Origin of the sequence: Nitratireductor sp. ZSWI3, from assembly GCF_024655565.1 — a bacterium.
Taxonomy (GTDB): Bacteria; Pseudomonadota; Alphaproteobacteria; order Rhizobiales; family Rhizobiaceae; genus Nitratireductor.
Window position 1 is genome coordinate 1 of record NZ_JANKOF010000013.1, and the last position, 26,805, is coordinate 26,805.

Consider the following 26,805-nt stretch of genomic DNA (forward strand, 5'->3'; position numbering starts at 1 on the left):
GCCCGGCTCTCTGCCATCTTTCAATCTGTTGGATCGCCCTCTGCCCGGAGCAAGGTCACCCGTCAGAATTTGCCGACGACATTCAGGAACACGCCCTGATCGTCCAGCGTCAAATCCCTGAGATCGTCGGAGAAGCGCCCGAAATTATACCCGACGCCCACTTTGAAATTGTCCCCGACGTGGCGGTAGACCGCCGCCAGAGCGCCGTAATCCACGGTGTCGGCCTCCGGCTGGGCAAGCACCCTTCCTTCAAGCAGCAGATCCCACTTCCTGACGAGATGCAGATCGGCCCGAATGATGCCCAGATGGGCGGAGGAACGCTGCCACTCGGCCTCGAAATCCGTTCCCGATCCGCCGTCGGTGCGATAGCGGACCTGGCTGTAGCGGAAGCCGTACTTGCCGCCGATCGACAGCCACGGGGTGAGATCGTAGATCACGTCGGCCGACAGGATGTGGCTGCGCTGGGCCGGCGCGAACGTGTCTCCGGTCGAGCCGCTGATGAGCTGGTTGTTGCCCGGCAGGTCGTAGAGCCACGTGTATTTGAACAGCGCGTTGAGGCGCTCGTTGTCCACCGGCCGATACGCATAGCCGATCGAGGCTTCCACATAGTCCGTGTCGGAGTAGGACGTCTCCGGCGATTGCGAATCGGACAGGACCGCGTCGATGTGGGCCAGAAGGCGCCAATCGGGGTTGGTTTTCCAGCCCAGCCCGGCAGCGAACAGATAGGTGTTCTGGTCACGCGTGTTGTCGTCGGAACGCTCGACGCGCACCTCGCCGCGCACACGCGCCGCGATGCCGCGTTCCTCGTCCTTGTAGCCGAGCGAGAGCGACGGCGCGTAACGATCGAAATCCGACATCTGCTTGCCGGAGCTGTCCAGCGTTTCGTCGCGCACCCTGCCGATCTCCAGGCCCGCGTCGACCGTCCACATCGCATCGGGCGTGTAGACGACGCCGTAGGTCTGGGTCAGGGAGGTGCGGTCGCCGAACATGTCGTAGGTCGATTCCGAATAGGCAGACGCGGTGTCACCCATGCGCCGCTTCATTCCCGCGACCAGCGATCCCTTGTCATAGCCGAACAGCTCATAGTCGCGATCGAGATCGAAAGCCCGATCGGGATCGAGCTTGTAGCCAAGGTAGTAATGCTGGTCGGGGTTCGGATCGTATGTCACGCCGGCCAGGGCTCCAAGGCCGTGCGTTCCGTAGGACACCTCGCCGGACAGGCCGATCTTGTCGGTCAGCCGCCATTCGGCGCCCACGCCTCCTCGATCATTGCGATCGATGTCGCCGGACCGCTCCAGCGTCCCTTGCGCGAAGGCGTAGATCAGCCGATCGCTGTCGATTCTGTAGTCGACCCTGACGCCGGCATCCAGCCTCGATCCGTCATAACCCGACTTTCCGGCTTCAATGGCCTTGGGCGACATGAGTTCGGTGTAGGTGACGCCGAAGGAGACCTTCCAGTATTCGTCGATCTGCCAGCTGACGCTGCCCTTGCCGTCGCGCCGGGTCTGTCCGTTGTCGTCCGCCAGATCGTCATAGCTGACGCTCAAGGATGTCTGGTCGGTCACGTCGAGATCGGCATGGGCACGCCACACGCGCCGGTCCACGGTGATGTTGTCGAACAGCGTGGAAAAGCCTGCTTCCTTCTCCTCGTAATAGCCGCCGACCTTGCCCTTGATGCCGGCGCCGACTTCGGCAAGATCGACCTGGCCCTCGACGCGCCAGGCCGTGCCTTCGTCGTCGTTGGGGTCATAGGCGCCGCCGTTGCCGCCCCAGGTGAGGCCGCCGTCGGACGACTGCGACAGGTCAAAGCCGCGTCCCTTCGAATGGGCGATCTCCGCCGACACCCAGGTGTTGTCGGAATGGCGCAGCATGATGTCGGCGCCATAGGACTGCTGGTCGGCCAGATCGGTGCTGTCGTCCATGCCGGTCACGCCGACGCGGACCTTCTCGTTGAGCCAATGCTGGGCGCGGCCGCCATAGACGTAACCGTCGACGTCGCTGACCACCGGCTCGAACTCGTACTGGACGCTGAGATAGAGCTTGCCGCCGCCCAGTGCCCCATCGCGTACGGGAGCCGTGGTCCCCGTGAGAGACGACAGCGGGCGCCGCAGGATGATGACGCCCTGCATGTAGTCGAAGGAATAGTCCTGGCCGTAGACCAGCGTCCGGCGCTCGATGACGCGGCCGGTCACCGCATCGCGCGTCTCCACACGGACCGTCTCCGAACCCTCAACGATGTCCTGGCGCTTGAGGAAATAGGCGGATCCGCCGGTGCCCAGGAACTCCTCCCGCGCCGGCAGCGTGTCGGGCTGCGCGGCATAGAGGGAGACCTCGGTGCGCCGCTCGCCGAAGCTCGTCGTGGCTTCCGACTTGTAGACCGCGCTCGCGCCATAAAGGGCGCGATCCGATTGCAGGAACTCCGTCCCCGTGATGCTGGTCTTGTAATTGCCCCACATGACGTGGCTGTCGCCGCGCTCCAGCCGGACGTAGAATTTTCCCTTGGTCGGGGCATCCTCGACAAATGTCGAATCATCGCCATACACCGGATAGTAGTCGTCCGGGTCGAGCCGTCTCAGGATCCGCCTCGGATCCTGGCTGTCGAGATTGCGGAAAAGCTGGTCGAGCTCATCCTCGCCCGTGTCGGCGGCCGCCGTCAAAAGGTATTTCCCCTTGATCTTGCCCTTCAGATAGAAGGCCAGCCTGCCCTTGGAGTAGACGTCGTCATATTCTCCGGGGCGAACGGCTTCGATGTTCGCATCGCCCGTGCGCTTGCCGATGGTCAGATCGGCCAGGGCCACGTAGAACCAGTCATTGTCCGGAATGTTGATGTCGCGGCTGAACGACAGCCCGCCCGTCTTGGACGCGCCGCTCACGGCGATGTCGACCTCATGATCGCCGGGCGGCAAGATGCGCTGCACGACGAAGCTCTGCTGACCGTCCGTGGGAATGGTGTCGCCCAGCACATGCACAGAGTATCCCGGCGGCACATGTTGCCCGTACACCGTGACGGCTCCGCCGCGGACGGGAATGTTGCTCAACGCGGTGTTGTCCTCGGCCATGCCGGGTGCGACCGCCGCATTCTGTTGCGGATCGGACGGCAGATCGCGATTGGTGCGTGCGATCGCCCGCGGGCGGGTTTCGTCGTAGCGGCCCTTGGCGTCGTAGACGCGCAGCACATAGGAGAACTCCGCCTCGTCCGTCTGCGGCATGACCCAGCCCGCTTCGCCGTTGATGGCGACCGGAACCACCGCCACCGGCTCCTTTCCCCGCAGCCTTTCGTGGATGCGGATTTCGGCGCGTTCGATAAAGGCGGGGTAGTTCGAGGTGGCCAGGAACCGGACTTCCTCGCCGCCGCGATAGCTCCGCTTCGGCGGCACGGTCGAGGCGTTCAGAAGCCTGTTGGCCTCGAGGCCGTCGAACTTGACCTGGATATCGACGGCGTCGAGGTCGACATCCGTCTGCCGTTGCCGGTCGACCGGGCGGGCGGATGCCCGCGCTTCCCCGGGAGCCAGCCTCTCGGCCTTTTCCTGCCGGTCGTCAGTGCTCTTGGCCACTGTCTCGCCGTCGACACTGATCATGAAGGGAACCGCCGGCTGATCGGCAGGCGCCTCCCGTTCCGTGTTCTCACCGACCGCAAGCGTGGCCGCCGTGCTGTCTGCAACCACCTTTCCATCGGTTGTCTCGCCGGTCTGCGCCCCTGCCGGCACGGCGGCCAGAAGGACACCCAACGCGGTGCCGGCCATGAGCAGGGAGCGGCGCTCGAGTTCCAAGACGGGCCTGCCGAGGCCCATGGCAGCGATAAGCGTTCTCATTGCCCGGTCTCCACACGCGTCTCGATGTTCAGTGGATATTCCCGCTTCCGCTGCCGCCATCGGTCGGCGATCAGCTTCTTCATGTGGCGTATCCTCGCCGTGGCGAGCTCCGGGTCAGAGCTGCTGTCTATGTAGGAGAGGCGCAGGACCGAACGCTGCTGCGCGAGGACCTCGATCAGCTGATCGACACCCGCCGCCCAGACCGTCGACAGCTCCACCTTGCCAGGCGCGAACGCCTCGTCCCTGAGGTCGAGCCGAACGACACGGCCGATCGACGCGCCGAAGTTCAGCTCCGTCATCTTGCCCGCCGTCAACCGCACGACGCGCGGGTTTTCAGTGGTCAGGCGGTATCCGGTCGGCAGCGTTCTCGTGTCGAGCTTCATGATGAAGTTCGTACCGATGCGCTGGTCCGGCAGATCCGCGCAAGCGACGTGGAAGCGCCCATATTTGTCGGTGGTGATGAGCCAGCCCTTGACGGTGGCGATCCGCACACCGGGCAAGCCGGGCTCACCCTTGTCCTGGTACCCGTTGCCGTTGCGATCATCGAAGACCTTGCCGATGATGTCGCCGCAATCGAAGACGGGCTCGACGATGATCTCCACCACGGCCCGCGCCGACGGCGACAGCTCCTCGCCATCAGGACCGATGACGCTCGCCAGGTTCACGTGTTCGCCGGGACCGGCAGAGCTCAGGGCCAGCAGCCTCAGACGGATCTCGAGCATGCCGCCGTTTCCGGGAACCGACAGATTCGAGAACCGGATCTGCCGACCGACGATCTCGGGCGTCGCCTCCGTGCCGTCCACGGTTGCCGAGCCTTCCACATAGCGGAAGCCGGAAGGCATCGTATCGATCACGGTGATGCCCGAAGCCAGCGAAGCGCCGTTGTTCGTCACCTTGATGGTGAACGGTGCCTGCTCGCCGCGCCGGATGAAGCGCAGATTGGCCACCTTCGTCACGGTGATGTCGCTCACCGGGGCGGGAAGTGCCAGAACCGAGACGCTCTCATTCGATTCGACCGGCGTGCCGGTAACACGCGTGCCGTTGGCAAAGCCGGTGGCGGTCGCCGTGTTCTCCACGCCGTCGTCGACACCGACCCCGTTGTCCACGTCGCCCTGGAAGAGCGCGTAGGTGGCCGTGAACACCTGCGTCTCACCGGGTTCCAGCGTCGCTGCATCCGGAGTGAACGCCGACAGGGTCCCCTCGCCGCTGCGACCGTTGAAGGTCGGTCCGGGATCCTGCGGGCTCACGTCCTGTAGCCGCAGATTGCCGGTGTTGGTGATGGTCAGGGTATAGTCCAGCCGGTCTCCGACATTGGCGATGCCGTTCCCGTCGACGTCGTTGAAGACACCCGTCTTCTCGATGGCGAGATCCGCACGCGGCAGCTGCGTCGTCACCGTATCAGGCGGGCTTTCGATCGGCGGATCGTTGGGATCCGGCGGCGTGCCGGTGCCGGTCGCCGTGTTCTCCACCGAGCCGGCATCGATATCGGCCTGCGTCGGCTGGAAGGTCGCCGTGAAGGTGAAGCTGTCGCCCGGGGCCAGCGTCTGCGGGCCCTGATCCAGCGACACGCCGGCATCCGTCAGCAGCGGATCGTTCACCGTCACACCGGTCAGCGTCACGTTGCCGGTGTTGGTCACCAGGAACGAGTAGCCGATCGTTTCTCCCAGATCGAACAGGCCGTCACCGTCGAGGTCGTTGACCGTGCCGGTCTTGTCGACCGTCATGCCGGGCGTATTGTCCGGTGGCACCACGACCGTGTCCGGCGGGCTCTCGACCGGCGGCTCGTTCGGGTCCGGCGGCGTGCCGGTGCCGGTCGCCGTGTTCTCGACACGGCCGGCGTCGATGTCGGCCTGCGTCGGCTGGTAGGTGGCCGTGAAGGTCACCGCTCCGCCGGGCGCCAGCGTCTGCGGGCCGGGCGTCACCGAGATTCCAGCATTCGTCAGCAGCGGATCGTCCACCGTCACATTGGTCAGCGTCACGTTGCCGGTGTTCCGCACCACGAAGGAGTAGCTGATGCTCTCGCCCGGATCGATCAGACCGTCACCGTCGAGGTCGTTCAGCGTGCCGGTCTTGTCGATGGTCATGCCGGGCGTATCGTCCGGCGGCACCACGACCGTGTCGGGCGGGCTCTCGACCGGCGGCTCGTTCGGGTCCGGCGGCGTGCCGGTGCCGGTCGCCGTGTTCTCGACGCGGCCGGCGTCTATGTCGGCCTGGGTCGGCTGATAGGTCGCCGTGAAGGTCACGGCTCCGCCGGGCGCCAGCGTCTGCGGGCCGGGCGTCACCGATATCCCTGCATTGGCAAGCAGCGGGTCGTTCACCGTCACGCCGGTCAGCGTCACGTTGCCGGTGTTCCGCACCACGAACGCGTAGCTGATGCTCTCGCCCGGATCGATCAGACCGTCACCGTCGAGGTCGTTCAGCGTGCCGGTCTTGTCGATGGTCATGCCGGGCGTATCGTCCGGCGGCACCACAACCGTGTCCGGCGGGCTTTCGACCGGCGGCTCGTTCGGGTCCGGCGGCGTGCCGGTGCCGGTTGCCGTGTTCTCCACGCGGCCGGCATCGATGTCGGCCTGCGTCGGCTGATAGGTCGCCGTGAAGGTCACGGCTCCGCCGGGCGCCAGCGTCTGCGGGCCGGGCGTCACCGATATCCCTGCATTGGCAAGCAGCGGGTCGTTCACCGTCACGCCGGTCAGCGTCACGTTGCCGGTGTTCCGCACCACGAAGGAGTAGCTGATGCTCTCGCCCGGATCGATCAGGCCGTCGCCGTCAAGGTCGTTGAGCGTGCCGGTCTTGTCGATCGTCATGCCGGGCGTGTCATCCGGTGGCACCACGACCGTGTCCGGCGGGCTTTCGATCGGCGGGCCGCTGGGCGGCGTGCCGGTGCCGGTCGCCGTGTTCTCCACGCGGCCGGCGTCGATGTCGGCCTGCGTCGGCTGGTAGGTGGCCGTGAAGGTCACGGCTCCGCCAGGCGCCAGCGTCTGCGGGCCGGGCGTCACCGATATTCCGGCGTTCGTCAGCAGCGGGTCGTTCACCGTCACGCCGGTCAGCGTCACATTGCCCGTGTTCCTGACCAGGAAGGAGTAGCTGATGCTCTCGCCGAGATCGATCAGGTTGTCACCGTCGAGATCGTTCAGCGTGCCGGTCTTGTCGATCGTCATGCCGGGCGTGTCATCCGGTGGCACCACGACCGTGTCCGGCGGGCTTTCGACCGGCGGCTCGTTCGGGTCCGGCGGCGTGCCGGTGCCGGTCGCCGTGTTCTCCACCTGGCCGGCATCGATGTCGGCCTGCGTCGGCTGATAGGTCGCCGTGAAGGTGAAGGTGCCACCAGGCGCCAGCGTCTGCGGGCCCTGGTCCAGCGATATCCCGGCATTCGTCAGCAGCGGATCGTTCACCGTCACATTGGTGAGCGTCACATTGCCCGTGTTGGTCACCACGAACGTGTAGTCGATGCTTTCGCCGAGATCGATCAGACCGTCGCTGTCGAGATCGTTGAGCGTACCGGTCTTGTCGATCGTCATGCCGGATGTGTCGTCCGGCGGCACCACCACCGTGTCCGGCGGGCTCTCGACCGGCGGCTCGTTCGGGTCCGGCGGCGTGCCGGTGCCGGTTGCCGTGTTCTCCACCTGGCCGGCGTCGATGTCGGTCTGCGTCGGCTGATAGGTCGCCGTAAAGGTGAAGCTGCCGCCTGGCGCCAGCGTCTGCGGGCCCTGGTCCAGCGACACGCCGGCATTCGTCAGCAGCGGATCGTTGACCGTTACATCGGTCAGCGTGACGTTGCCCGTGTTCCGCACCACGAAGGAATAGGTGATGGTCTCACCCGGATCGATGAGGCCGTCGCCGTCGAGATCGTTCAGCGTGCCGGTCTTGTCGATGGTCATGCCGGGCGTATCGTCCGGTGGCACCACGACCGTGTCCGGTGGGCTTTCGATAGGCGGGCCGCTGGGCGGCGTTCCGGTGCCGGTCGCCGTGTTCTCCACGCGGCCGGCGTCGATGTCGGCCTGCGTCGGCTGGTAGGTGGCCGTGAAGGTGAAGCTGCCGCCGGGCGCCAGCGTCTGCGGGCCCTGGTCGAGCGACACGCCCGCATTCGTCAGCATCGGATCATTCACCGTCACGCCGGTCAGCGTCACGTTGCCCGTGTTCCTTGCCAGGAAGGAATAGGTGATCGTCTCGCCCGGATCGATGAGGTTGTCACCGTCGAGGTCGTTGAGCGTGCCGGTCTTGTCGATGACCAGGCCCGGCGTATCGTCCGGCGGAACCACCACCGTATCCGGCGGGCTCTCGATGGGCGGCTCGTTCGGGTCCGGCGGCGTGCCGATGCCGGTCGCCGTGTTCTCCACCGAACCGGCGTCGATTTCGGCCTGCGTCGGCTGGTAGGTCGCCGTGAAGGTGAAGCTGCCGCCGGGCGCCAGCGTCTGCGGGCCCTGGTCGAGCGACACGCCCGCATTGACGAGCAGCGGATCGTTCACCGTCACGCCGGTCAACGTCACGTTGCCCGTGTTCCGCACCACGAAGGAATAGGTGATGGTCTCGCCCGGGTCGATCAGGCTGTCGCCGTCGAGGTCGTTGAGCGTGCCCGTTTTGTCGATGGTCATGCCGGGCTCGTCGTCCGGCGGAACCGTCACCGTGTCCGGTGGGCTCTCGACCGGAGGGTCGTCCGGATTCGGCGGCGTGCCGGTGCCGGTAGCCGTGTTCTCCACCTGGCCGGCGTCGATGTCGGCCTGCGTCGGCTGATAGGTCGCCGTGAAGGTGAAGCTGCCACCGGGCGCAAGGGTCTGCGGGCCCTGGTCGAGCGACACGCCGGCATTCGTCAGCAGCGGATCGTCGACCGTCACATCGGTCAGCGTCACGTTGCCCGAATTGGTGACCAGGAAGGAGTAGCTGATCGTCTCGCCGGCATCGATCAAATTGTCGCCGTCGAGATCGTTCAGCGTGCCGGTCTTCTCGATGGTCAGGCCGGGAGCAGCCGTCACGTCGGTGTCGGTCGCGGTGTTGTTGTCAAGGTCGGGGTCCGGCACGTCGGCGGGATTGGCGACGGTCGCCGTGTTCACCAGATCGCCGGTGAAGTCATCCGGCACGCTCATGATCAGTGTGAAGGTGACGGAGCCGCCGACCGGCAGGCTGACGGGGGCGTCGACGATCGCACCGGTACCGCTCGCGACCTCGCAGACGCCGCCGTTGACGGGGGTGTCGCAGGTCCAGGTCGCATCGGCGATCGAGGCCGGCAGCGGGTCGTTCACCAGCGCATTCTGCACACCGAACGGGCCGTTGTTGCTGACCACCAGCGTGTAGGTGACGTCCGTGCCTGCCGCGTAGGTATCGCTGTCGTCCGTCTTGGTGATCGCAGTGTCGGCCGGAAACGTCATCGGCGTGTTGACGCACTTGGCGCCGTCATTGCTGCTGGAGCCCTGCAGGTCGGAGATCAGCGTCGCCCGGCCCGTCGCCAGATCGAAACGGTAGAAGCCGCCGTCGTTGTTCGAGCCGAAGACGCCGTTGGTGGCACCGAACATGCCCCCGAAGGCGCCGGCGACGCCGGTGGCGCCGTGCGGGGTGACCACTCCGTTCGCCGGGTTGATCTCGTAAAGCGGACCGTTGTTCGGCCCAGCGATCCACAGGCGACCGTCATGCCACGCCAGGTCCTGACCGGCGATGGTCTGGCTGAGCGACCGGGGGCTCGCCGTCATCGTCGCGATGTCGATGACATAGAGCGTCGTGCTGGTCACGACATAGTAGGTGCCGTCCGGACCGATCTCGCCGGCGACGCTGTTGGTCGGGAAATTGGCGATCGTGCCGAGCGACATCGCGCTGCCGTCGCTGCCGACACGAACCAGCCTGCCCGGCGCCGGGCCGCTGAGCCCGTAGATGTAGTTGTCGACCGGATTGTAGGCGATGGCGTTGTAATTGCCGGTCCAGGCCTGCCCGACGGGGGTGACGACGAAGGGATTCGACGAGGTGTCGAACTGGTAGAGCCGGGTCGGATTGCCCTGCGCCAGATACATGGTCGCATCGCAGCCCGCGAAGGGCGGCAGCTCGTCATTGTTGGTGAAGGTGCACTGGAGATCGGATTCCGGACGCACATTGGTGCCGTCGATCGTCATGTCTGGCGACACGAAGGTGCCGACCGACGTCGGATTGCCGGTGTTCCCCGCGTTCTGGTCCGTACAGGCGGCCGAGGCCGCGAACCATCCGTCCGGCACCACTTCGCTGAGGACGATGTCGGTGCCGGGAACCGAGTTGTAGATGGCCGAGGAGACGGAGGTTCCAGCGGTCGTCGTGGTCAGCGAGGTCGAGGGCACGCCCGTCCCGTCCGCCTGCATCACATTCGACAGGTCGAACTGGAAGGTGTCGGTGCCGCCCTCGCTCACCTTCGAGACGGTCAGGCAGGCTGGGCGCACGAAGAGCGGGTTGGCGATGTTGTCGCCATTGCCTACGCCGCTGGAGGTGACGGTGATGGAGGTGACCGTGTTGGTGCTGGTTCCCTGCAGATAACCCGACTGCCTGTAGGGACCTGACGGATTGTAGCGCAGGGCACCGCCCGAATAGGTGAGATCACCCTGGATGAGGGAGAAGTCAGCCGTGGTGGCCGTGCTTCCGGCTCCGAGGGACACAGTGAAGGTCGGCGGGACGGCGGTGTAATCAGACGTGCCGGGTTCGTTGACGTCGACGACGACGAATCGGAGCCAGCTGGCCGGTACCGGCTGCGAGAAAGTCCAGCGGATGGTGTAGTCCCCGCCCCCTTGCGTGGCCCAGGGATTGTCTGTCTGCCACGCGCCGGCGGTTTTCGTGACCGTGCCGGTGACCGGGAACGGCGCCAGAGTGAAGGACGCGCCCGGTTCCACGGTCAGCGGCGAGCACGCCCCGGAGGTGGGCGGAGATTCCTGCGTGTCGGTGTCGCTGGCCGTGTTGTTGGAGGTGTCGGTGTCGGTCACGCCGTTCGGCGGCGTGACGGTAGCGGTGTTCGTCAGCGAGCCGCTGAAGCTCGCCGGAACCATCATGTTGAGCGTATAGGTGACGGAGGCGCCCGCAGGCAGGTTGGCCGTGGTGTCGATCGCGCCGGTGCCGCTCGGCGCACCGCAGACCGCACCACCCACCTCTCCGCCGCAGGTCCAGCTTGCCTCGGTGACGCCGAACGGCAGCGGGTCGCTGATTTGTGCAGCACCCACCGGTCCGGGGCCGGCGTTGGTGACGACAATCGTATAGTTGGTGTCCAGACCCGGCGTGTATGCCGTCTCGCCATTATCCTTGGTGATCGAGAGATCGGCCTCGCAGGGTGCGTTACCGGCGAAAACGAAATTGTCGATGAAAAGGCCCGTATTTCCCGGTCCGGGGGCAGTATTGTTGACGAACTGAACCGTTGCCTCGGTGCCTGCCGCCACGAAAGTATACTGATAGGTGGCCCAAGTCTGGGAATAGTACGGTGTCGTTGGAAGGCCACTGCCTCCGTTGAGGACGGAATTGGCAACTGGCTGAAGCGTCGCGATGGTAACGGGCGTCACTCCGCTCCCATTTCCCAGTTGAACCGAAGCGATCGATTGCGTTGACGACTGGCCGGCATAGTCGATCGAGAAAGTATATTGCTGCCCGGGAACCAATCCGGTGAAGGTTTGCCGGAGCGTCGCCGGCGCAGTGCCCCACAGATCGATGCTCTGCATCCCCTCGCTGGCATTGCTGTGATAGCGGAGCAGGTCCACCGTGCCGCTGACGGTCTCCCAGCCGTCGAGCGGATAGGTCGTCGTCCGCCAGATCGCATAGCCGTTGATGTAGGACGTGTTCTCGCCCGGCCGTTGCGGTTCGGTTTGAATGTTCGGAGATTCGAACGAGCCGTTGGTGGCGATATTGCAGGCGTTCGGCGTCGGGTCGGGCGGGAAGACGAACTGCGTGTTCGTGTCACTGGCCGTGTTGTTCGACGAATTGCTGTCGGGCATGCTGCCGGGCGTCGCCACGGTCGCCGTGTTGGTGAGGTTGCCGCCGAAGCCGACCGGGACGGTCATGCTCAGCGTGTAGGTGACGGAGGAGCCAGCCGGCAGGTCGGCAGTCGTGCTGATTCCGCCCGTGCCGCTCGCCGCGCCGCACACGGCGCCGTTGGTCACACCGTCGCAGGTCCAGCTTGCGGTGCTGATGCCGCTTGGCAGCGGATCGCTGATGGAGGCGCCGACCACACTTTCCGGGCCGGCGTTGCTGACGACGATGGTGTAATTGACGGTGCCGCCAGGCGTATACTGCTCCTGGCCATCGTCCTTGGTGACCGAGAGATCGGCTTCCCAGCCTTCCAGAACGATGTCGTCCAGAAGGAAGTCGTTGCCTCCCACAGCGGTGTTGGCGTTTTCGATTTCCAGCGCCACCGAGGTTGTACCGGCACCGGTGCTGAACGTTATGGAACGAGTAACCCACCCCCCAACGACGAGGGCTGGTTGAGAAGAGCCTTGAAGAACCGTGGAGCCGCCGGCATTCGTCGCAATAGTCTGGCTGAGGACGGGTGGCGAGATTCCATTCAGATCGCGAACCCGGTAGGAAAAGGTGTAGGTCCTGTTCGGTTCGACCGGGATCGGATTTATGTTGCGCCACACCGCCTGCCCCGGCGCATAGGTACAAGATGCGCCAAGTTGGGTGTTGTGATGAAGAAAATGCGTCGGCGAGATGCCTGTATTGAGGGTGATGAAGCCATTCAGACATTCCGCCAGCAGCCATGGCCCATCGGCGGTGCTTTGCGCCGTCGGCATATGACTATTGGTCGTGCCGAAATCTTCGTTGAAGACGACCTGCGCCTGCGCGCCCGTGGCCAGCGTCATCAGCGCAACGAGCGAAGCGAACCATCCCACCGCCGCATGTCTGAAACCGCGCGCAAGAAAATGCACCGCCGGGAGAGGCCGCTCGACGGAGCCCAGGAGCCTCCTCAAAAAACGTCCATTGCCGGACATGTTGCGGGAAAAACTGCGCACTGCCTTCGGCAGCGAAGAATGCATTCGCATAAGCGGGCCCCTCGAATTAAGGCCCGAACGTCCGGTCCCAGAATCTCATGGCAACGCCCGCCCCAATTGCCATGAAGGGGCCGTAGTTCGGACACATTGGCGCCATTAGGGGGCCAAATTTGGCTGGATTGTCTTTCAGGAAGTTGCGATTTCTTTATGAGAAAATGCGTTTCTCGAAAAACCGCCTCAAAGGGAAGTTACAGGCAGGGCCGGCGGCGGGGCCACGGAAAAAGCGCGAAGACATATCAAGTCTTGATGGCGGAGCTCCGCCATCTCGATTTCAAGGATAATAGGACACGGGGAATTTCGACTGGCGTTTCCGCCATCTTCCCCCGGCATCACTTCTGCAGCGTGCGAAGCTGCTTGGGCGTTACGCTCAGATATTTCGACATGGCCGAAGTCAGGTGGCTCTGGTTGGAGAAGCCGCTCAGATAGGCGACTTCGGCGATGGTGAACTCGCCCCTGCGCAGCAACTCCTCGGCAAAGGCCAGGCGCCGCCTGATCAGGTATTGATGCGGGGGCTTTCCGAACGTCCTGGTGAAGGCGCGAATGAAGTGAAGCGGCGACAGGCCGCACACCGCGGCCAGCTCCGCCACCTGCAGCTTGCGGGTGAAATTCTCCTCGAGAAAATCCCTGACGGCTTCCGCCGAGCGGACGGAAAGCCCGCCCTTCATGCGCTGCACCGGCTCGCGCCCGGCGGCATAGTTTCGCAAAAGATGCACGCCGAAGATTGTCACCAGCGAATCGATGTAGAGCTCGTTGGGCGGCTGCGCACGCGTCAGCTCCGCCTTCAGGCGTTCGGCGATGCGCAGGGCCTCGAAATCGACCGTGCCGAAGGCCGGCGGCTGGAGCGACACGCCGCCCATGTCGAACTCGGCCGCCGCCAATTCCGTCAGCGATTCCGGCCTCAGGGCGATGATGATGCTCTCGCGCGTGCACGACCATTCGGCGCGCCCATCGACGCTTGCCGGGTGCACGACGATCGCCCCGGCCGGCGCATTGTATGCCTCCAGCTTGTCGCTGCCGAGCGCCGCCCGGTTGTTCGGCGCCGGCGCAAGCATGACGGCCGCGAAATGGCAATCTGACTGCACGGACTGCGTTCCCGGCTCGCGGACGGAGTAAATGACTCCGCCCCTGCGGGTCTCCGCCCTTGGGCCGACGCTGCGGGGAATGACATCGAGAATCTTGGGCGCCGCCCTTCGCTGCTCTCGGCAGCAGGACCCGTTATCCGGACCGTCCAATAACTTTTGCATGCCGCGCTGCCCCAAGGTCGATTCTTGCATCCGCTCCGGAGCTTTCGCCATATGCTGCCCGGGCCTCACCTGTGTCCATCGTCCAAAGCCGACTGCCGTAGGACCTTTCCTCCCCGAAGGGCTCGGCGCATGGGGGCGAGCAAGCGACCGGATTCCACGGCGCCGACCGGGCCAGCCTCGGCGGCGTCTTTCTGGAGCATCGTGCGTCCTTTCGGACGCGCAAAGGACGCTCTACCTCTTTATTTTCCGTATTTATGCGGACGCCAGGTGATTCCACCTGACTGCAAAATGCTATAGCTGAAACGAAAGCGGCATCCCCGGAAGAGCCGCGGGCCGGCCGGCGGCTGCGGCCGGGCTGCCTTTGCGAATCGAAACGACGATCCGTCGGTGTTGCGTGCAAGGGCACCCCGCCGCGGTGCATCCCCTCCCCGGAGGCGCCCAGGAAGCCCTCGGCAACCGCTTGCATGTCGGCGGTCCACACCCCGCCCCGTCCCCGGTAGTCTTCCGGATTCGCCATCCCTGCCCAACCTCAACCGCATTGGCGGCCAATAGACCCCATGCCATCAATCAGACAGGGGCCCATATTGCCTGAGTAATTTTTCAAGCCCACCGCATCATCCCCATGATAAGCTTAATGCTCACCTCGTGGATTGAAAAGAACAATTGTATAAATGTGTATAAATTAGTTATCCACGCTATTCCGCATTAATGAAACACTGCTCGCCGCTCACGCATCGAGGCTATCTACTGCACGGAATGGTTGAAGCGAATCCGCCCCGGCGCCTTTTACAGGACGAAAAATCCGGCTTCAGGGCCTCGGCCTGAAACCGGTATCGATTTTCGGAAACCAGATCAGCTCTGCGCCTCGTAATCCGTGTCGGCGCTGTCTCGCCCCTGCTCGTAGAGGTCCCACGAGACCTCCACCAGCGACAGGAGGATGTCTTCGCGACTCCAGCCCGTCGCCAGAGCGGACCGCACGATCTCGAGCACGATCGGCCTCAGCTGCCGCTCGCATTTTGCGATCAGCTCGGAATCGTCGTCCCCGACGGGTGGTTTGTCGAAGCTGAAAACCCTCATCCCGTGGCCACCCCAAAGCAATCAGTACATATTATCATAGTCAACAACTGCATGAAATATAGACATGTTTGCGGATCTGCCGGCCGACGATGCGCCACCCGCGTGTCCTAAATGCGGCCGCGGCAGATCTGTTCCCGCGCCGCACGGACAAGGGTCAACACGTTTGGCTACGCCGGGCTTCGAAATGTGAGGAAGGGCCGGATGCTGGGCGAGGCGACCGGAACTACCGGGATCCGGCCGCGCGATATGCCGCCCGCGCCTCGCGCCGCTGCACCTGGCCGGCGGCAAATGCGAGCAGCAAACTGGCGACGAGGCACCAGCCGGCGAGCCAGAGCATCTGCGTCGGCAGGGTGATGCCCACATCGATCAGCGCGCCCGTGATCCCCGGCCCGATCGCCGTCGCCAGCACCATCGCCGAAACGGTGATGGCGCGAATGCCGCCGAGATTGGCAAGACCGTACACCTCCGGCCACAGGGCGCCGAGCAGCGTGAATGTGAAGCCGTTGCTGATGCCGAGCAGCAGCATGAAGGCGTAGACGCCCCAGACCGGAGTTATCAGCGCAACCCCCGCCGAAGCGACGGCCAAGGGAATGAGGGAGAACGGCAGAAGCCGAAGCGAGCCGAACCGGTCGATCAGATAGCCGCAGAGCAGCCCGAACACGATGGTGGTCACCGACATGACCGGATAGGCGGCGGCGAATACCAGCGGATCATAGCCGCGCAGCTCGACCAGATACCCCTGGTGGAAGAAGATCACGGTTCCGATGAAGGCTGGAGCCAGCGTGCCGGCGAGCAGGACGTATAAAACGGGATCGCGCACGACTTCGCCGCGCGTCCAGTCGCGCGCCGTGCGCTGCCCGGCAGCCTTTGCCTCATGCGATTGCGGCACGCGCTCGACCCGCATCAACGTGACGATCGCCGGCAGGCCGATGAAGACGACCGCCGCCGCCCCGACGATCCAGCCCGTCCGCCAGTCTCCGCTCAACTGCGCGATCACGACGACGGCAGCCGGTAAGACGGCCGACCCGACCTGCTGGCCCTGCGTGATCAGCGCCATGGCGCGGCCGCGATTGGCAACGAACCAGCGCCCCACCTCCGTGAAGGCGATCTCGGTCATCATGCCTTGTCCGAACAGGCGCAGCAGATAGATCGAGAGCGTCAGGACGACGACGTTCGGCGCGATCACGATCAAGACGCAGGCGATCGCGAGCGCCGGCATGCTGAAACGCGCCACCTTCCAGCCGGGCATCAGATCGAGCGTGCGCCCGAGCCACGGCAAGGTGGCGGCGCTTGCCAGCGTCGCCACCATGTAGAGACCGCCCAACTCGCCGCCCGACAGACCGAAGGCATTGCGCAGGTCGTTGCCCGACAGGCCGATGAAAAACGTCTGCCCGAAAGACGAGAACAAAGTCAGCAAGAACCCGGCACCGATCCATCGGGCGTTGTCCCGAAGGAAAAGGATATTGTCTCGCGCAAAGCCAAGCATGGTACTGCTATTAGTCATATCGCTTCCGGGAAGGCAGGTGGGAAATCCTCTTTTGACAGGAAATCCCCCGATTCCAGGTCGTCTTAGTGACTGAAAGCGCGCTCCAGCGCGTCCCGATCGTTGTGAACGGCCAGCTTGTCCATGATCGTGGCGCTGGCCTCGTTCATCCCGACCACCTCCGTCTCGATGCCCTGTTTGCGGAACTTCAGCACCGCCCTGTCGATCGCGCCGACTCCGGTCAGGTCCCAGATATGGGCGTGGGAGACGTCGATGCGGACGCGATCGAGGTCCTCGCGGAAATCGAGGGAACCGAGGAAGTCGTCGGCCGTCGCAAAGAAAAGCTGGCCCAGCACGGTGTAGGTTCGCGTCCGGCCATCGTCCGACAGCCGCGAGTTCAGCCGGAAGGTCTGCGCCACTTTCCATGCGAAGAAGATGCCCGAGAGCAACACGCCGACACCGACGCCCAGCGCGAGGTTGTGCGTGCCGACCACGGTGAGCACAGTTGCCAGCATGACGGCGCTCGAGCGACGCGGATGCTTGCGCAGATCGTTGAGGGAAGACCAGGAGAACGTGCTGATCGAGACCATGATCATGATGGCAACGAGAGCCGGCATGGGAATGATGCGCACCCAGTCGTTGAGCAGCAGAAGCAGGACCAGCAGGAAAGCGCCTGCGACAAAGGCCGAGAGCCTGCCGCGCCCTCCCGACTTCACATTGATAACCGACTGCCCGATCATGGCGCAGCCTGCCATTCCACCCAGGAATCCGGTACAGAAATTGGCGATGCCCTGCCCGACGCATTCGCGGTTCTTGTCGCTTCCGGTGTCGGTCATCTGGTCGACGATCGATGCCGTCAGCAGGCTTTCCAGCAATCCGACAGCCGCAACGCCGATGGAATAGGGAAGGATGATCCGAAGCGTTTCGAGCGTGTATGGAACGTCCGGAACGAGGAAGGTCGGCAGGCTCGACGGCAGCTCGCCCAGATCGCCGACGGTGCGCACTTCAAGCCCGAGCATCAGCGACCCGACCGTCAGCAGCACGATGCACACCAGAGGGGAAGGCACGGCCCTGGTCACCCGCGGAAAGAGATAGACGATCGCAAGGCCTGCCGCGATCATGGCGTATGTCTGCCAGGACTGCCCGCTCAATTCGGGCAGCTGCGCCATGAAAATCAGGATGGCGAGCGCGTTGACGAATCCCGTCAGGACAGAGCGGGACACGAACCGCATGACGTAGCCCAGCCGGGCGAAACCGGCGAGGACCTGCAGGACGCCGGCCAGGATCGTCGCCGCCAGAAGATATTGTAGCCCGTAATCGCGCACGAGCGACACCATGAGCACGGCGGTTGCGGCGGTCGCCGCCGATATCATGCCGGGACGCCCGCCAGTGATCGAAATGATCACCGCGATGGAAAACGAGGCGTACAGTCCGACCTTGGGATCGACACCGGCGATGAGGGAGAAGCCGATCGCCTCGGGGATCAGCGCCAGGGCGACGACGATGCCCGCCAGCACGTCGCCGCGGATATTGGACAGCCAGTCACGGCGGAATGAATCGAGAGAAAGCATGGGGATCCGAATGCACAGAAAAGCCACATCGCCCGGCGGGCGAAAAAATGCAGAGCTTTGTGGATTGTCCGGCGGATTGGCGGCCGGAAGAGCCACCCGGATTTGCACCGGGTCCGATCGAATGGATGCTGTATAGCAGAGGATTGCTGCGATGCAACATGCACGCCGCCGTTGGACCTGCCGTCCATGTCGGCACCGTCCGTCGGGTCATTTTCCGAAACCGGTTGCCGGTCGGGACTTGGCGTGAATCAGAGGAATATTCTATGGTGATGTAAATCGCTTGGAGAATATCACGTGTCGCTTACAACCGAAGAACTCATCGTCGCAAAAGCGATCGCCAGCAGATTCCATGAAGCAGTCAACGGAATAGCCATTCCGATACATCTGAAGCACACGGGCATCGCGATCTTTGTTGCGGCCGAGATCGCTTCGGCTGCTTCCACGAGACGGGAAGCGCAAAAAGCGCTCAAGGCGTTCAACCAGGAGACCCAGAAGGGGCTGGACAGCATGCTGGCGAAGCTGGACAAGCGCTGAAACCGGTCTGAACCAAGCCCCATCTCTGCAACAGCGCCGTGCCTCCCGGCCGGCAATCACGCATCCAGAAAGGATCGAAGAATGCGATCCGTGGGCACTCCGAACGAAGCAATATCCTTGAATCGCGGGATCTCGAAGACGACGAGGCGCTCGATCCGGTCCTTCAGGGCCGGTTCCCGGGTGATTTCGTCCCTGATCTCCTGCGCGCTGTAGTTGGATTCGAAAAGATAAAGCCCGTCGTCGTCACACCAATACAGGGTGTTGATGCTTCCCCATTGCACCATGTCCTCGAACGCGGCGCGCGCAGGGGCTTGATCGGTTGCCGCCAGCCTACATGAAATCAATATCAACATCACAGCACGCCATCGGTCTCAGGTTTCCTTTTGCGCGCGAACCTTCCACGCCTCCCGCTGCTTCAGGTATTCCGCAGATCGCCGCTTCTCATGTTCAAGCTGGATCTCTGCGGCGCGGCGCGCCTTGATCAGCCCCGGATAATTCAACATGATCGATCGATAATAGCGGTCCGTCGAGTCCAGATCGGCGAGGATCTGATCGAGCCTTCCGGTACGCGCCGCATCAAGCGGTCCGCTTTCCATGTCACGAAGCGATTGCCACACCTCTGCGACCTCGGCGGCAAACGATGCCTCGAAACGGTCTTCGAACTGGTGGCGGGCGCCGGCAGAGAGGAAAGCGTCGATATCGGCTTCCGCCTGCTCGACCGGTACCGGCCACTGGATACCGAGGCTTGCGGATATCCCGGCGACGACGGCCCGCCAGTCGGAAAGCAGCTTCTCATAGGAGGTGGCGCACCGCGGGACTGACCGCGAATCCCTCTCCGCCTGCAGCTCGTATCTCAACCAGCTCAAAAGGCCGGCCTCCAGCGGATATTCGTTGCGCGCATAAAGAGACCGCGCGCACTCCCAGGGCGAGCGAAGCGCCAGGATAACGTGCGCTGCATATCCCCGCTCCCGCAGGACCTCCTCCCAGAGCGGGAACAACCTGCAGACCCGCGGGTCCTTCAGGACGATCAGGTCATGGCCGGAATACTGCTGGTCGATGAACTCTCCAGCCCCCTGCCGAAAGGCTTTCAGCGCCGGTTCGGGAACGCTCTCCACGGGAAAACGGGAACTCTCGATCCAGTTGGAGCCGACCGACGCCAGGAGCTGTTCGTTAAGCATCACCGCATCGACCGGTTCCCAGAAGCCGGTCGCATTGTCGTTGGGCTGCGCCGCCACCAGCTTCTCCGGCAGGAAGGCGCCCAGGAGATTGAGAACGCGCGTTATGGCGGACGTGCCGCTGCGGTGCATCCCAAGGATGACAATGGCTTTCTTCATGTACGGTTCCTATGCCTGTTCCCGAAGAGCCGCGACCTGCAGCCGAAGAAACATCGGTATCGGGGGCAGGCCTCAGTCCGGCTGTGGGTACCAGTCATAACAGAAAAGCCGGGTCGTCCTAGTGAGCGCTTTTCTCCCCGAGGCCTGCATCGTCTGCGAGCCCCCACGCCGGCGCTTGAAGTGAATGGTTTCGGGGACGACCTTGTGGACGAGGCCGGCTTCGAGTGTCTCGCAGTTCCACTGCCAGTCTTCGTAGGCAAAGCCACCCTTGATATCGCGATCCGCATAAGGATAGCGCTCATGGGCGGCGCGCGGCGCCATGCACAATGCGTCCCAGTAATTCATGACCCGCAGGAAGGCGGGATCGAAATTCTCGTCTTCCTGGTCGATGTGAAAGAACAGGTTGTTGTTGTCCTGAAAGAACCAGTTCATCTCGGGATGCGCGATGATCTGGCCCGGCTTCGTCTCGCACATGGCGTGCGCGTCCTTCAGCCAGTTTTCGCTCCACAGGTCATCACCGTCGAGAAACGCGACATAATTGCCGGTGGAGATGGAAACCGCGTGGTTCCTCACCTGCCCCTGATCGCCGAACGACACCTCCTCGAGCCGCCCTCCCTGCTCCTCGATGTCGGAGAACACGGCCCGGATTCCGGCATCGGGATTGTCGAGAACCGCGATCAGTTCCACCGACAGGCCCGCATCCGCCGCCACCGAGGCAGCGTCCTTCATGCTGCGCAGCGAGATGCCGGCCATGGCGCCTTCGCGATGAGCTGTAATGATCGCTGATATGTCAGGCATCCACCACCCCGTCCAATGCGACCGAAAGCGAACGGCTGTACCGCTGCGCATCGCATAACTTCAAAGTGTGCTGGCGAAGCCGCTTGGCGCGCGCGGTGACCTCGGCCGGATCGGCCTTCATCTCGGCTATGGCAGCCAGATAGGCCTCCGGATCGAGAAAATCGCGAACCGGAAATCCCGTCTCGTCGCTGACGACATCGCCGACCCCGCCGGTCAGGCTCGCCACGACCGGAACACCGCGCATTCCGACATCGATGAGGATCGTCGGCAATCCGTCCCACCAGGAGGTGTACAGGAAGAAGTCCGAATGCGCGAAAGGCAGTTCCGACAGATCGTTGTAGGTGCCCATCAGCGTGATGTTCTGCGGCAGGTTGCTGAAATCGACGCCCGACTGCCCGAGAACTTCCTTTCCCCACACGAGCAGATCGAGATCCGGCATCCGCGCGGCGATCTCGACGACGAGGTCGAAACGCTTTTGCCGGTCGAATCTTCCGGCCCAGATGGCCTGCAGTCTCGGTCGCCGCAGGGCGAACCGATGCAGGCGACCGTTGCGGCGGCGTTGAAAGACCCCGGAAAAATCGTCGGCAGCAGGTTCGCACGGCGTGAAAAGCACATGTATCCGGTCCTGAAGCGCCCGCGACATGGCGTAACGCTCCACCAGTTCGGCCTTCAGGGCGGAGTTGTCGACGAACACCCCTTTGAGGTGGGTGAAGCAGGACTGGAAAAAGGTGATGGGATAGCCGCCCTTATTGCCCTTTTCGTCGAGATCCCATGTGAAGAGATAGGCGTAAAGGTCCACCCAGGTCGACAGCTGCAGGCCGTAGGTCTCGTAGAGCTCCCAGCAGAGTCGGCTGTTGACGTTTATCACCTTCTTGGCCTGCAGGCCGCGAACAAGGTCGAGCAGCACCCGCGCCTTGTTGTCCAGGGTGAGCGGCCCGATGTGCTGGCTTATGTCGATGACCCGCACCGTATCCGGAAACCACTCGGGACGCTCGAAATCGGGCAGGTCCGTCGTCACGACGAGGATCTCCTGCCCGGGCGCGATTTCGGCCAGGGCGCGCGCCAGGTGGCCGGCGACCCTCGCCGATCCCGCCATGCGGCAATGCGGGATCAGCATGAGGATGTCGGCGGACGTGCAGCCGATCGTGCGCCGCATCTTCTCGACGATGTTTCGGACCTCGGTCAGACCATGGCGAATGGGCGGCGACTGCACCACCCGCGCCGAATACGGCCGCAGGATCCGCGGCTCGATCGCTGCCGCCTTGCGCACCAGCTCCTGGTATTTCGGCCTGTCGAGTACCGCGAGCTTGTCGATCAGATGCGCCGCGACGTCTTCGATCGGCGTGCTCAGCCGCAGTTCCTCGGTCCCCTCGGTCTGCCGTATGACCCTGTCGACGATGGCGATGCCGCGCGGCTGCGCAGCGGCCGGCATGGCGTCGACGAAGGGGCTGGGGCGACGATGCCCCTCCCGGCAGCCGTGAATGATGTAGTGCTCGAACAACCACCCCTTCCAGCGGGAAAGATCCTTGTGGGTGTCGAGATAGAAGGCCTCATCGAAGAGAGGCGTGGGAACGATCCTGTTTCGCCAGCCATAGGTCAGCCAGTGAAAGAAACCGGCTTCCGGCTCCTCCTGACCATCGTCTTCGCTCGCCTCGGCGGCCTCTCTCAGCCTCCGCTGATAGGTCCTGGAATTGAAGAAAAGCGTCGGCCGCAAGCCGGCAAACGCGCCTTCCGAAAGAAAGTGGATGAGCGCATCTTCTTCGGTGAGAGGCTCGATGGTGCCGAGCTGCGCGGCATAGAAGGTCGGCTGGAGCACCTGCACCAGCCTGTTCCAGGTCTCCTCGCTCAGCGCCAGGTCCCGCTCCGCTTGCGGAAACAGGCCGACGATGTCGGCCAGAGGTGTCTTCGACGTCTTTGCCCGGGCAGCCAGGGCCGACGCGATTTTCTGCAGGCCAGGATGCGGAACGCGTCCCTCCGAATGGCCGTGACGGTCGAAATGCATCCACGGATCCATCCCCGCTTCACGGACATCCGGATTGGCCGACAGGTAGAACCCCGCGTCGAATTTGTCCTCTGCCCACGTCAGCACTCGTGCTGTCTCCCCTCGCCGCTGCAGATCGTTGTTGCTTGATCGCCCCCGTATCCGCCCCGCGCTTATCCCAATGCGGCGCGCGGCGCCGATGGCGACGAGGCTTCGTCGAGCTGTTCGGCGATATCCCGCGTCCAGGCCACGGCGGCGGGAACGCGCGAGCGATCGACCCTGTCGGCATAATGCCGTGCGACGTCGACGACCTCGTTCATCAGCCCCTGCTCGAGGGTGATGGGATCAAGGCCGAGAGCGAGGAACTGCTCGTTTTTCACCACCAGGTCGTTTTCGGCGGCTTCCTTGCGCGGATTGGGCAGATAATTGATGTCGACCCCCGTCATGCCGGATACGAGCTTCGCCAGATCGCGAACCCGGTGCGTCTGCGTCATCTGGTTGAAGATCTTCACGCGATCGCCGCGCTTGGGCGGATTTTTCAACGCGATCTCGATGCACCGCACCGAGTCCTGAATGTGGATGAAGGCGCGCGTCTGCCCGCCCGTGCCGTGCACGGTGAGCGGATAGCCGATCGCCGCCTGGATGAGGAAGCGGTTGAGGACCGTGCCGTAGTCGCCGTCGTAATCGAACCGGTTGATCAGTTGCGGATGCAGCCTGGTCTCCTCGGTGTGCGTTCCCCACACGATGCCCTGGTGCAGGTCGGTGATGCGCACGCCGTCGTTCTTTGCGTAGAACTGGAAGAGAAGCTGATCCAGGCACTTGGTCATGTGATAGACCGAGCCCGGATTTGCCGGGTAAAGGATTTCCAGGGACGCCTGGTCGCCGGCCAGGTTTTCGATGCCGACGGGAAGATAGCCTTCCGGAATGGCCGCGCCCACGCTCGAATAGCCGTAGACGCCCATCGTGCCGAGATGGACGAGATGCGCGTCAAGGTCCAACTCGATCAATGCGTTCAAGACATTGTGCGTCGCATTGACGTTGTTGTTCACCGTGTAGTTTTTGTGCCGGTCGGACCGCATCGAATAGGGCGCGGCGCGCTGTTCGGCAAAATGAACGACGGCATCCGGCCTGTTCTCGGCGAGCCACGACTTGAGAACGTCGTAGTCACGGGCAATATCGACCAGGTGAAAATGGATGTGCCGACCGGTCTCGGTGTGCCAGGCGCGCAAGCGCTCCTGGATCGTTTCAACCGGCGTCAGCGACTGGACGCCGAGTTCGGCGTCGATCCAGCGACGTGACAGATTGTCGAGGATGTGAACCTCGTGGCCGGCCTGAGACAGATGGAGTGACGTTGGCCAACCTACGAACCCATCACCGCCGAGAACCGCAATCTTCACGTTTTTCCCTCTCGAAATGCTCAGAAAAATAGCCAGCAAAAAGAAACACAGTTGCAGGGCATATACAAACCACTTTCGACAAGCAATAACCGCACCGTCCTAAAGCATGTGCATAAGATTGCCAGCACAACCTTAACTTGTTCTTTCGCGCGCATATAAAACCAAATAAAACACGAAAAATTTCATAAAATTTATATGCGTGAACATTGATCTGTGCTGATCGAAGGGCCGAATCGGCAGACGAAGCTTGCAGCACCGCGGTGAAAAGGACGGGCAAACCCGGTTGGTCGCGAAGACGACAGGTTGGCCTTTCAACGCCTGAGGCTCCGGCCGGAAATCGGGCGGAGCGTTTTGATGCCCCTCGGTTTACCGGACGCCGCGCTTTCGCAAGGGTCTGCTCACATAGCCGAGCAAACGCGACAGGCTCGAAGCCTCGTCCCCGGCCTCGCTCACCGATGCGAAGCGCCTGAAAACGGTATCGAACCTGCCAGCTCGGGAAAACAACTCCCTGAGAATGAGGAAGGCGGCCGAATCTTCGTCGGCAAAGCTCAGCAGGCGATGCTCGAGATTCTTGATCATGTCCCCCCGCCCGATGGCAAAGGCGGACAGCCCGTCATGCAAAGGCACCCGTTCCGAGATCTCCCGGTAGGGGGCCGCATCCGCCGCCGCGGCGGTCGCCCAGCGTTCGGTCTCGTAGAGCTTCACCGTGTTGGTGAACAGCGTAGCGGACATGGCCAGCGCGCGTTCGCCGGTGTCGCGCCCGTGGTCGATGATCGTGTCGCACGCGGAAACGAGCCACCGGCTGTCGAGCCTTTCGCACAGGAACGCCCCTTCCCTGTCCCACAGATCCCTGAAACGGAGGACGTTTTCCTCCAGGTTGATGTTCCGGCGGATGAGAACGACGAGGATCGCGTGATAGAGGCACAGTTCCGGTGCCCCTACAAACTCGTTCCTGATCGACAGGATGTGCACCGACAGATCTTTCGAGCGTCCGTAGGAATATGTCTTGTCCGCCCCCTCGACGGTTCTGCTCTTCATGTCGGCGAAGGTCGAGTGCAGCAGCCGATCGATGATCTCGACACCATAGGTGGCTCCCGCCCGCGGTTCGGCAGCGAGCCGCACGGGTGTGTCGGCGCATAATTCCGACAATTCAAGCCGCATGCCCTCGTCGGCCACCTCGGCGAGCGCATCGGGATAGCTTCGAACGATCTGCCGGATCGCCGGCAGGGCGCGCTCGTCTCCTCCGCGATAGGAGGCGTATAGCGGAGGCAGCATGCTGGAGCCCGTGGGGCGAGGGCCGAGCGGATCTTTGCTGTTCGGCTGATAGGCGAATGCCCTCACATTCTCGATCGAGTTGCTGAGATAGGGCTCCATATGGGCGGCGGCGTCGATCTCGTTTCCCGGCGGGACGAGGAACGATGCGGGATAGGGCCCGGCCCGGCCGGCAAACGCCGCCTCAAGCCAGGCGGACGCATCGCCGATCGAGCGCAGGATCGTCGCGAGCGAAGAGGACAGGTCCTTGCGCATTTGCGAGGCGCCGTCGAGGATGCCGGCCGCCTGCCCGGCGATCCCGTCCGTGTCGGCCGGATCGCGCACCGGAAACCGGTCGCCGAGCATCGCCGCCAGGCCTTCGTTCTTATAGGAATTGCCGCGAACCTGTATGACCGGCAGGTTGGCGCTCGCGGCCATGATGTTCATGTGGTAGCGCCCGCTCAAAAGGAACCGGCATTTGTCCATCGCGGACGCCACGGCCGAATAGCTGACGGTCGGGGGAATCACCTCATACGAGGAAGGCTCCCAATATTGCGCGGCCAGCCGCTCGAGCTTTTCGTCCGCCTCGGTCGAGGCGGCGATGACCGGGACCAACCCCGTCTCCGACTTGATTCGCGTCGCGGCGGAAAAGATCTGCTCATGGATCTCGGGCGAGAAATAGGCCGATCCGGAGACCATGAAGTGCCTGCTGCGCGACAAGTCCGGAAGGCGGGGATCGGGCGCCGGCCGCGTCAGGAACGCCGTGTCTGGAATGTGAAACACGGACCGGATGCCGATCTGCCGCGCCGCGCTCACGGATATGTTCTCCCGCACCGCAACGAAATCGAGGCTGTTGTAGGCCGCGGCGAGGACTTCCGAGAACCGGTCGTCTCCAGCGAATATCGTCTGGTTCAGGGAGTAAACCGGTTTCCTCCACATGTGCTTCGCGACGAAGGGCAAGAGGAGGAGGCGCGCTCCACGCAGGAAATCCGTTCCCGCCATCGTGCCTTCTGCCTGAAAGATGACGAGGTCGGCGTCCTTCACCTGCTGCGCATATCGCCCGCACCGCTCCACGCAAAGCTTTTCCAGGTAAGCCGCGGGTGCCGCGCTGCCGGCATTGTCCGCACCCAGCGCGCAGACCGAGAGGATCGATTCATAGATCCTGTCGAGGTGCTCCTTCTCCCACTCCCTGTCCAGCTCCATTCTCGGCAGAAGTGGTATAAGAGAGATGAGCGGAAGTTTATCTGCACCGAAAGACGAGTTTATAAACTTCAACAACTCCCAACTTGTGGCCTGACATCCCCAGTTCCTGCGCGTTCCGGTGAAATTGACGATTGCGACGCGTTTG

Annotated in this window: 13 protein-coding genes and 1 other annotated feature; of the genes, 1 reads left to right on the forward strand and 12 read right to left on the reverse strand. The window is 63.4% G+C overall.

All coding sequences use genetic code 11. From position 1 onward, the window contains the following. Positions 1-62: 62 nt before the first annotated feature. The 6 genes from NUU27_RS06615 to NUU27_RS06640 form a co-directional block, all read right to left on the reverse strand. Positions 63-3,812 (reverse strand): TonB-dependent receptor, encoded by a 3,750-nt coding sequence (locus NUU27_RS06615; protein WP_257761295.1) that lies wholly within the window; start codon positions 3,810-3,812, stop codon positions 63-65. Beyond that, a complete protein-coding gene (locus NUU27_RS06620; protein WP_257761296.1) occupies positions 3,809-12,598 on the reverse strand; it encodes a choice-of-anchor D domain-containing protein in 8,790 nt (2,929 codons plus the stop codon). The genes NUU27_RS06615 and NUU27_RS06620 overlap by 4 nt, the downstream gene beginning before the upstream one ends. A gap of 518 nt (positions 12,599-13,116) precedes the next feature. Beyond that, positions 13,117-13,869: an AraC family transcriptional regulator gene (locus NUU27_RS06625; RefSeq protein ID WP_257761297.1), complete on the reverse strand. Its 753-nt coding sequence runs from the start codon at positions 13,867-13,869 to the stop codon at positions 13,117-13,119. A 1,014-nt stretch (positions 13,870-14,883) separates the two neighbouring features. Then, a complete protein-coding gene (locus NUU27_RS06630; protein ID WP_257761298.1) occupies positions 14,884-15,108 on the reverse strand; it encodes a hypothetical protein in 225 nt (74 codons plus the stop codon). Positions 15,109-15,331: 223 nt separating this feature from the next. Beyond that, positions 15,332-16,525 (reverse strand): MFS transporter, encoded by a 1,194-nt coding sequence (locus tag NUU27_RS06635; protein WP_308219953.1) that lies wholly within the window; start codon positions 16,523-16,525, stop codon positions 15,332-15,334. A 152-nt stretch (positions 16,526-16,677) separates the two neighbouring features. Further along, complete coding sequence (locus tag NUU27_RS06640) at positions 16,678-18,162, reverse strand: SulP family inorganic anion transporter (protein ID WP_257761299.1); 1,485 nt, start codon at positions 18,160-18,162, stop codon at positions 16,678-16,680. A gap of 62 nt (positions 18,163-18,224) precedes the next feature. Then, positions 18,225-18,280 (reverse strand) — a sequence feature (sul1 is cis-regulatory element that is thought to sense ions involved in sulfur or methionine metabolism; They are found in Alphaproteobacteria). A 176-nt stretch (positions 18,281-18,456) separates the two neighbouring features. Here NUU27_RS06640 and NUU27_RS06645 point away from each other — a divergent pair. Continuing rightward, complete coding sequence (locus NUU27_RS06645; protein WP_257761300.1) at positions 18,457-18,696, forward strand: hypothetical protein; 240 nt, start codon at positions 18,457-18,459, stop codon at positions 18,694-18,696. Between the two features lie 56 nt (positions 18,697-18,752). On the opposite strand, the gene NUU27_RS06650 is transcribed toward NUU27_RS06645, so the two are convergent. The 6 genes from NUU27_RS06650 to NUU27_RS06675 form a co-directional block, all read right to left on the reverse strand. Then, complete coding sequence (locus NUU27_RS06650; protein ID WP_257761301.1) at positions 18,753-19,049, reverse strand: hypothetical protein; 297 nt, start codon at positions 19,047-19,049, stop codon at positions 18,753-18,755. A gap of 18 nt (positions 19,050-19,067) precedes the next feature. Continuing rightward, the gene (locus tag NUU27_RS06655) at positions 19,068-20,030 is read right to left on the reverse strand and encodes a sulfotransferase family protein (RefSeq protein WP_257761302.1); all 963 of its coding nucleotides are present in this window, start codon (positions 20,028-20,030) and stop codon (positions 19,068-19,070) included. Positions 20,031-20,102: 72 nt separating this feature from the next. Continuing rightward, positions 20,103-20,828 carry a glycosyltransferase family A protein gene (locus tag NUU27_RS06660; RefSeq protein ID WP_257761303.1) on the reverse strand — a complete coding sequence of 242 codons (726 nt, stop codon included), beginning with the start codon at positions 20,826-20,828 and terminating at the stop codon, positions 20,103-20,105. After that, positions 20,821-22,917, reverse strand: coding sequence for a glycosyltransferase family 4 protein (locus tag NUU27_RS06665; RefSeq protein WP_257761304.1), 2,097 nt, complete (start codon positions 22,915-22,917; stop codon positions 20,821-20,823). Before NUU27_RS06665 ends, NUU27_RS06660 begins: the two co-directional genes overlap by 8 nt. A gap of 65 nt (positions 22,918-22,982) precedes the next feature. Next, positions 22,983-24,206, reverse strand: coding sequence for an NAD-dependent epimerase/dehydratase family protein (locus tag NUU27_RS06670; protein ID WP_257761305.1), 1,224 nt, complete (start codon positions 24,204-24,206; stop codon positions 22,983-22,985). Positions 24,207-24,572: 366 nt separating this feature from the next. After that, on the reverse strand, positions 24,573-26,660 hold the full coding sequence (locus NUU27_RS06675; RefSeq protein WP_257761306.1) for a polysaccharide pyruvyl transferase family protein: 2,088 nt from the start codon (positions 26,658-26,660) through the stop codon (positions 24,573-24,575). Between the last annotated feature and the right edge of the window lie 145 nt (positions 26,661-26,805).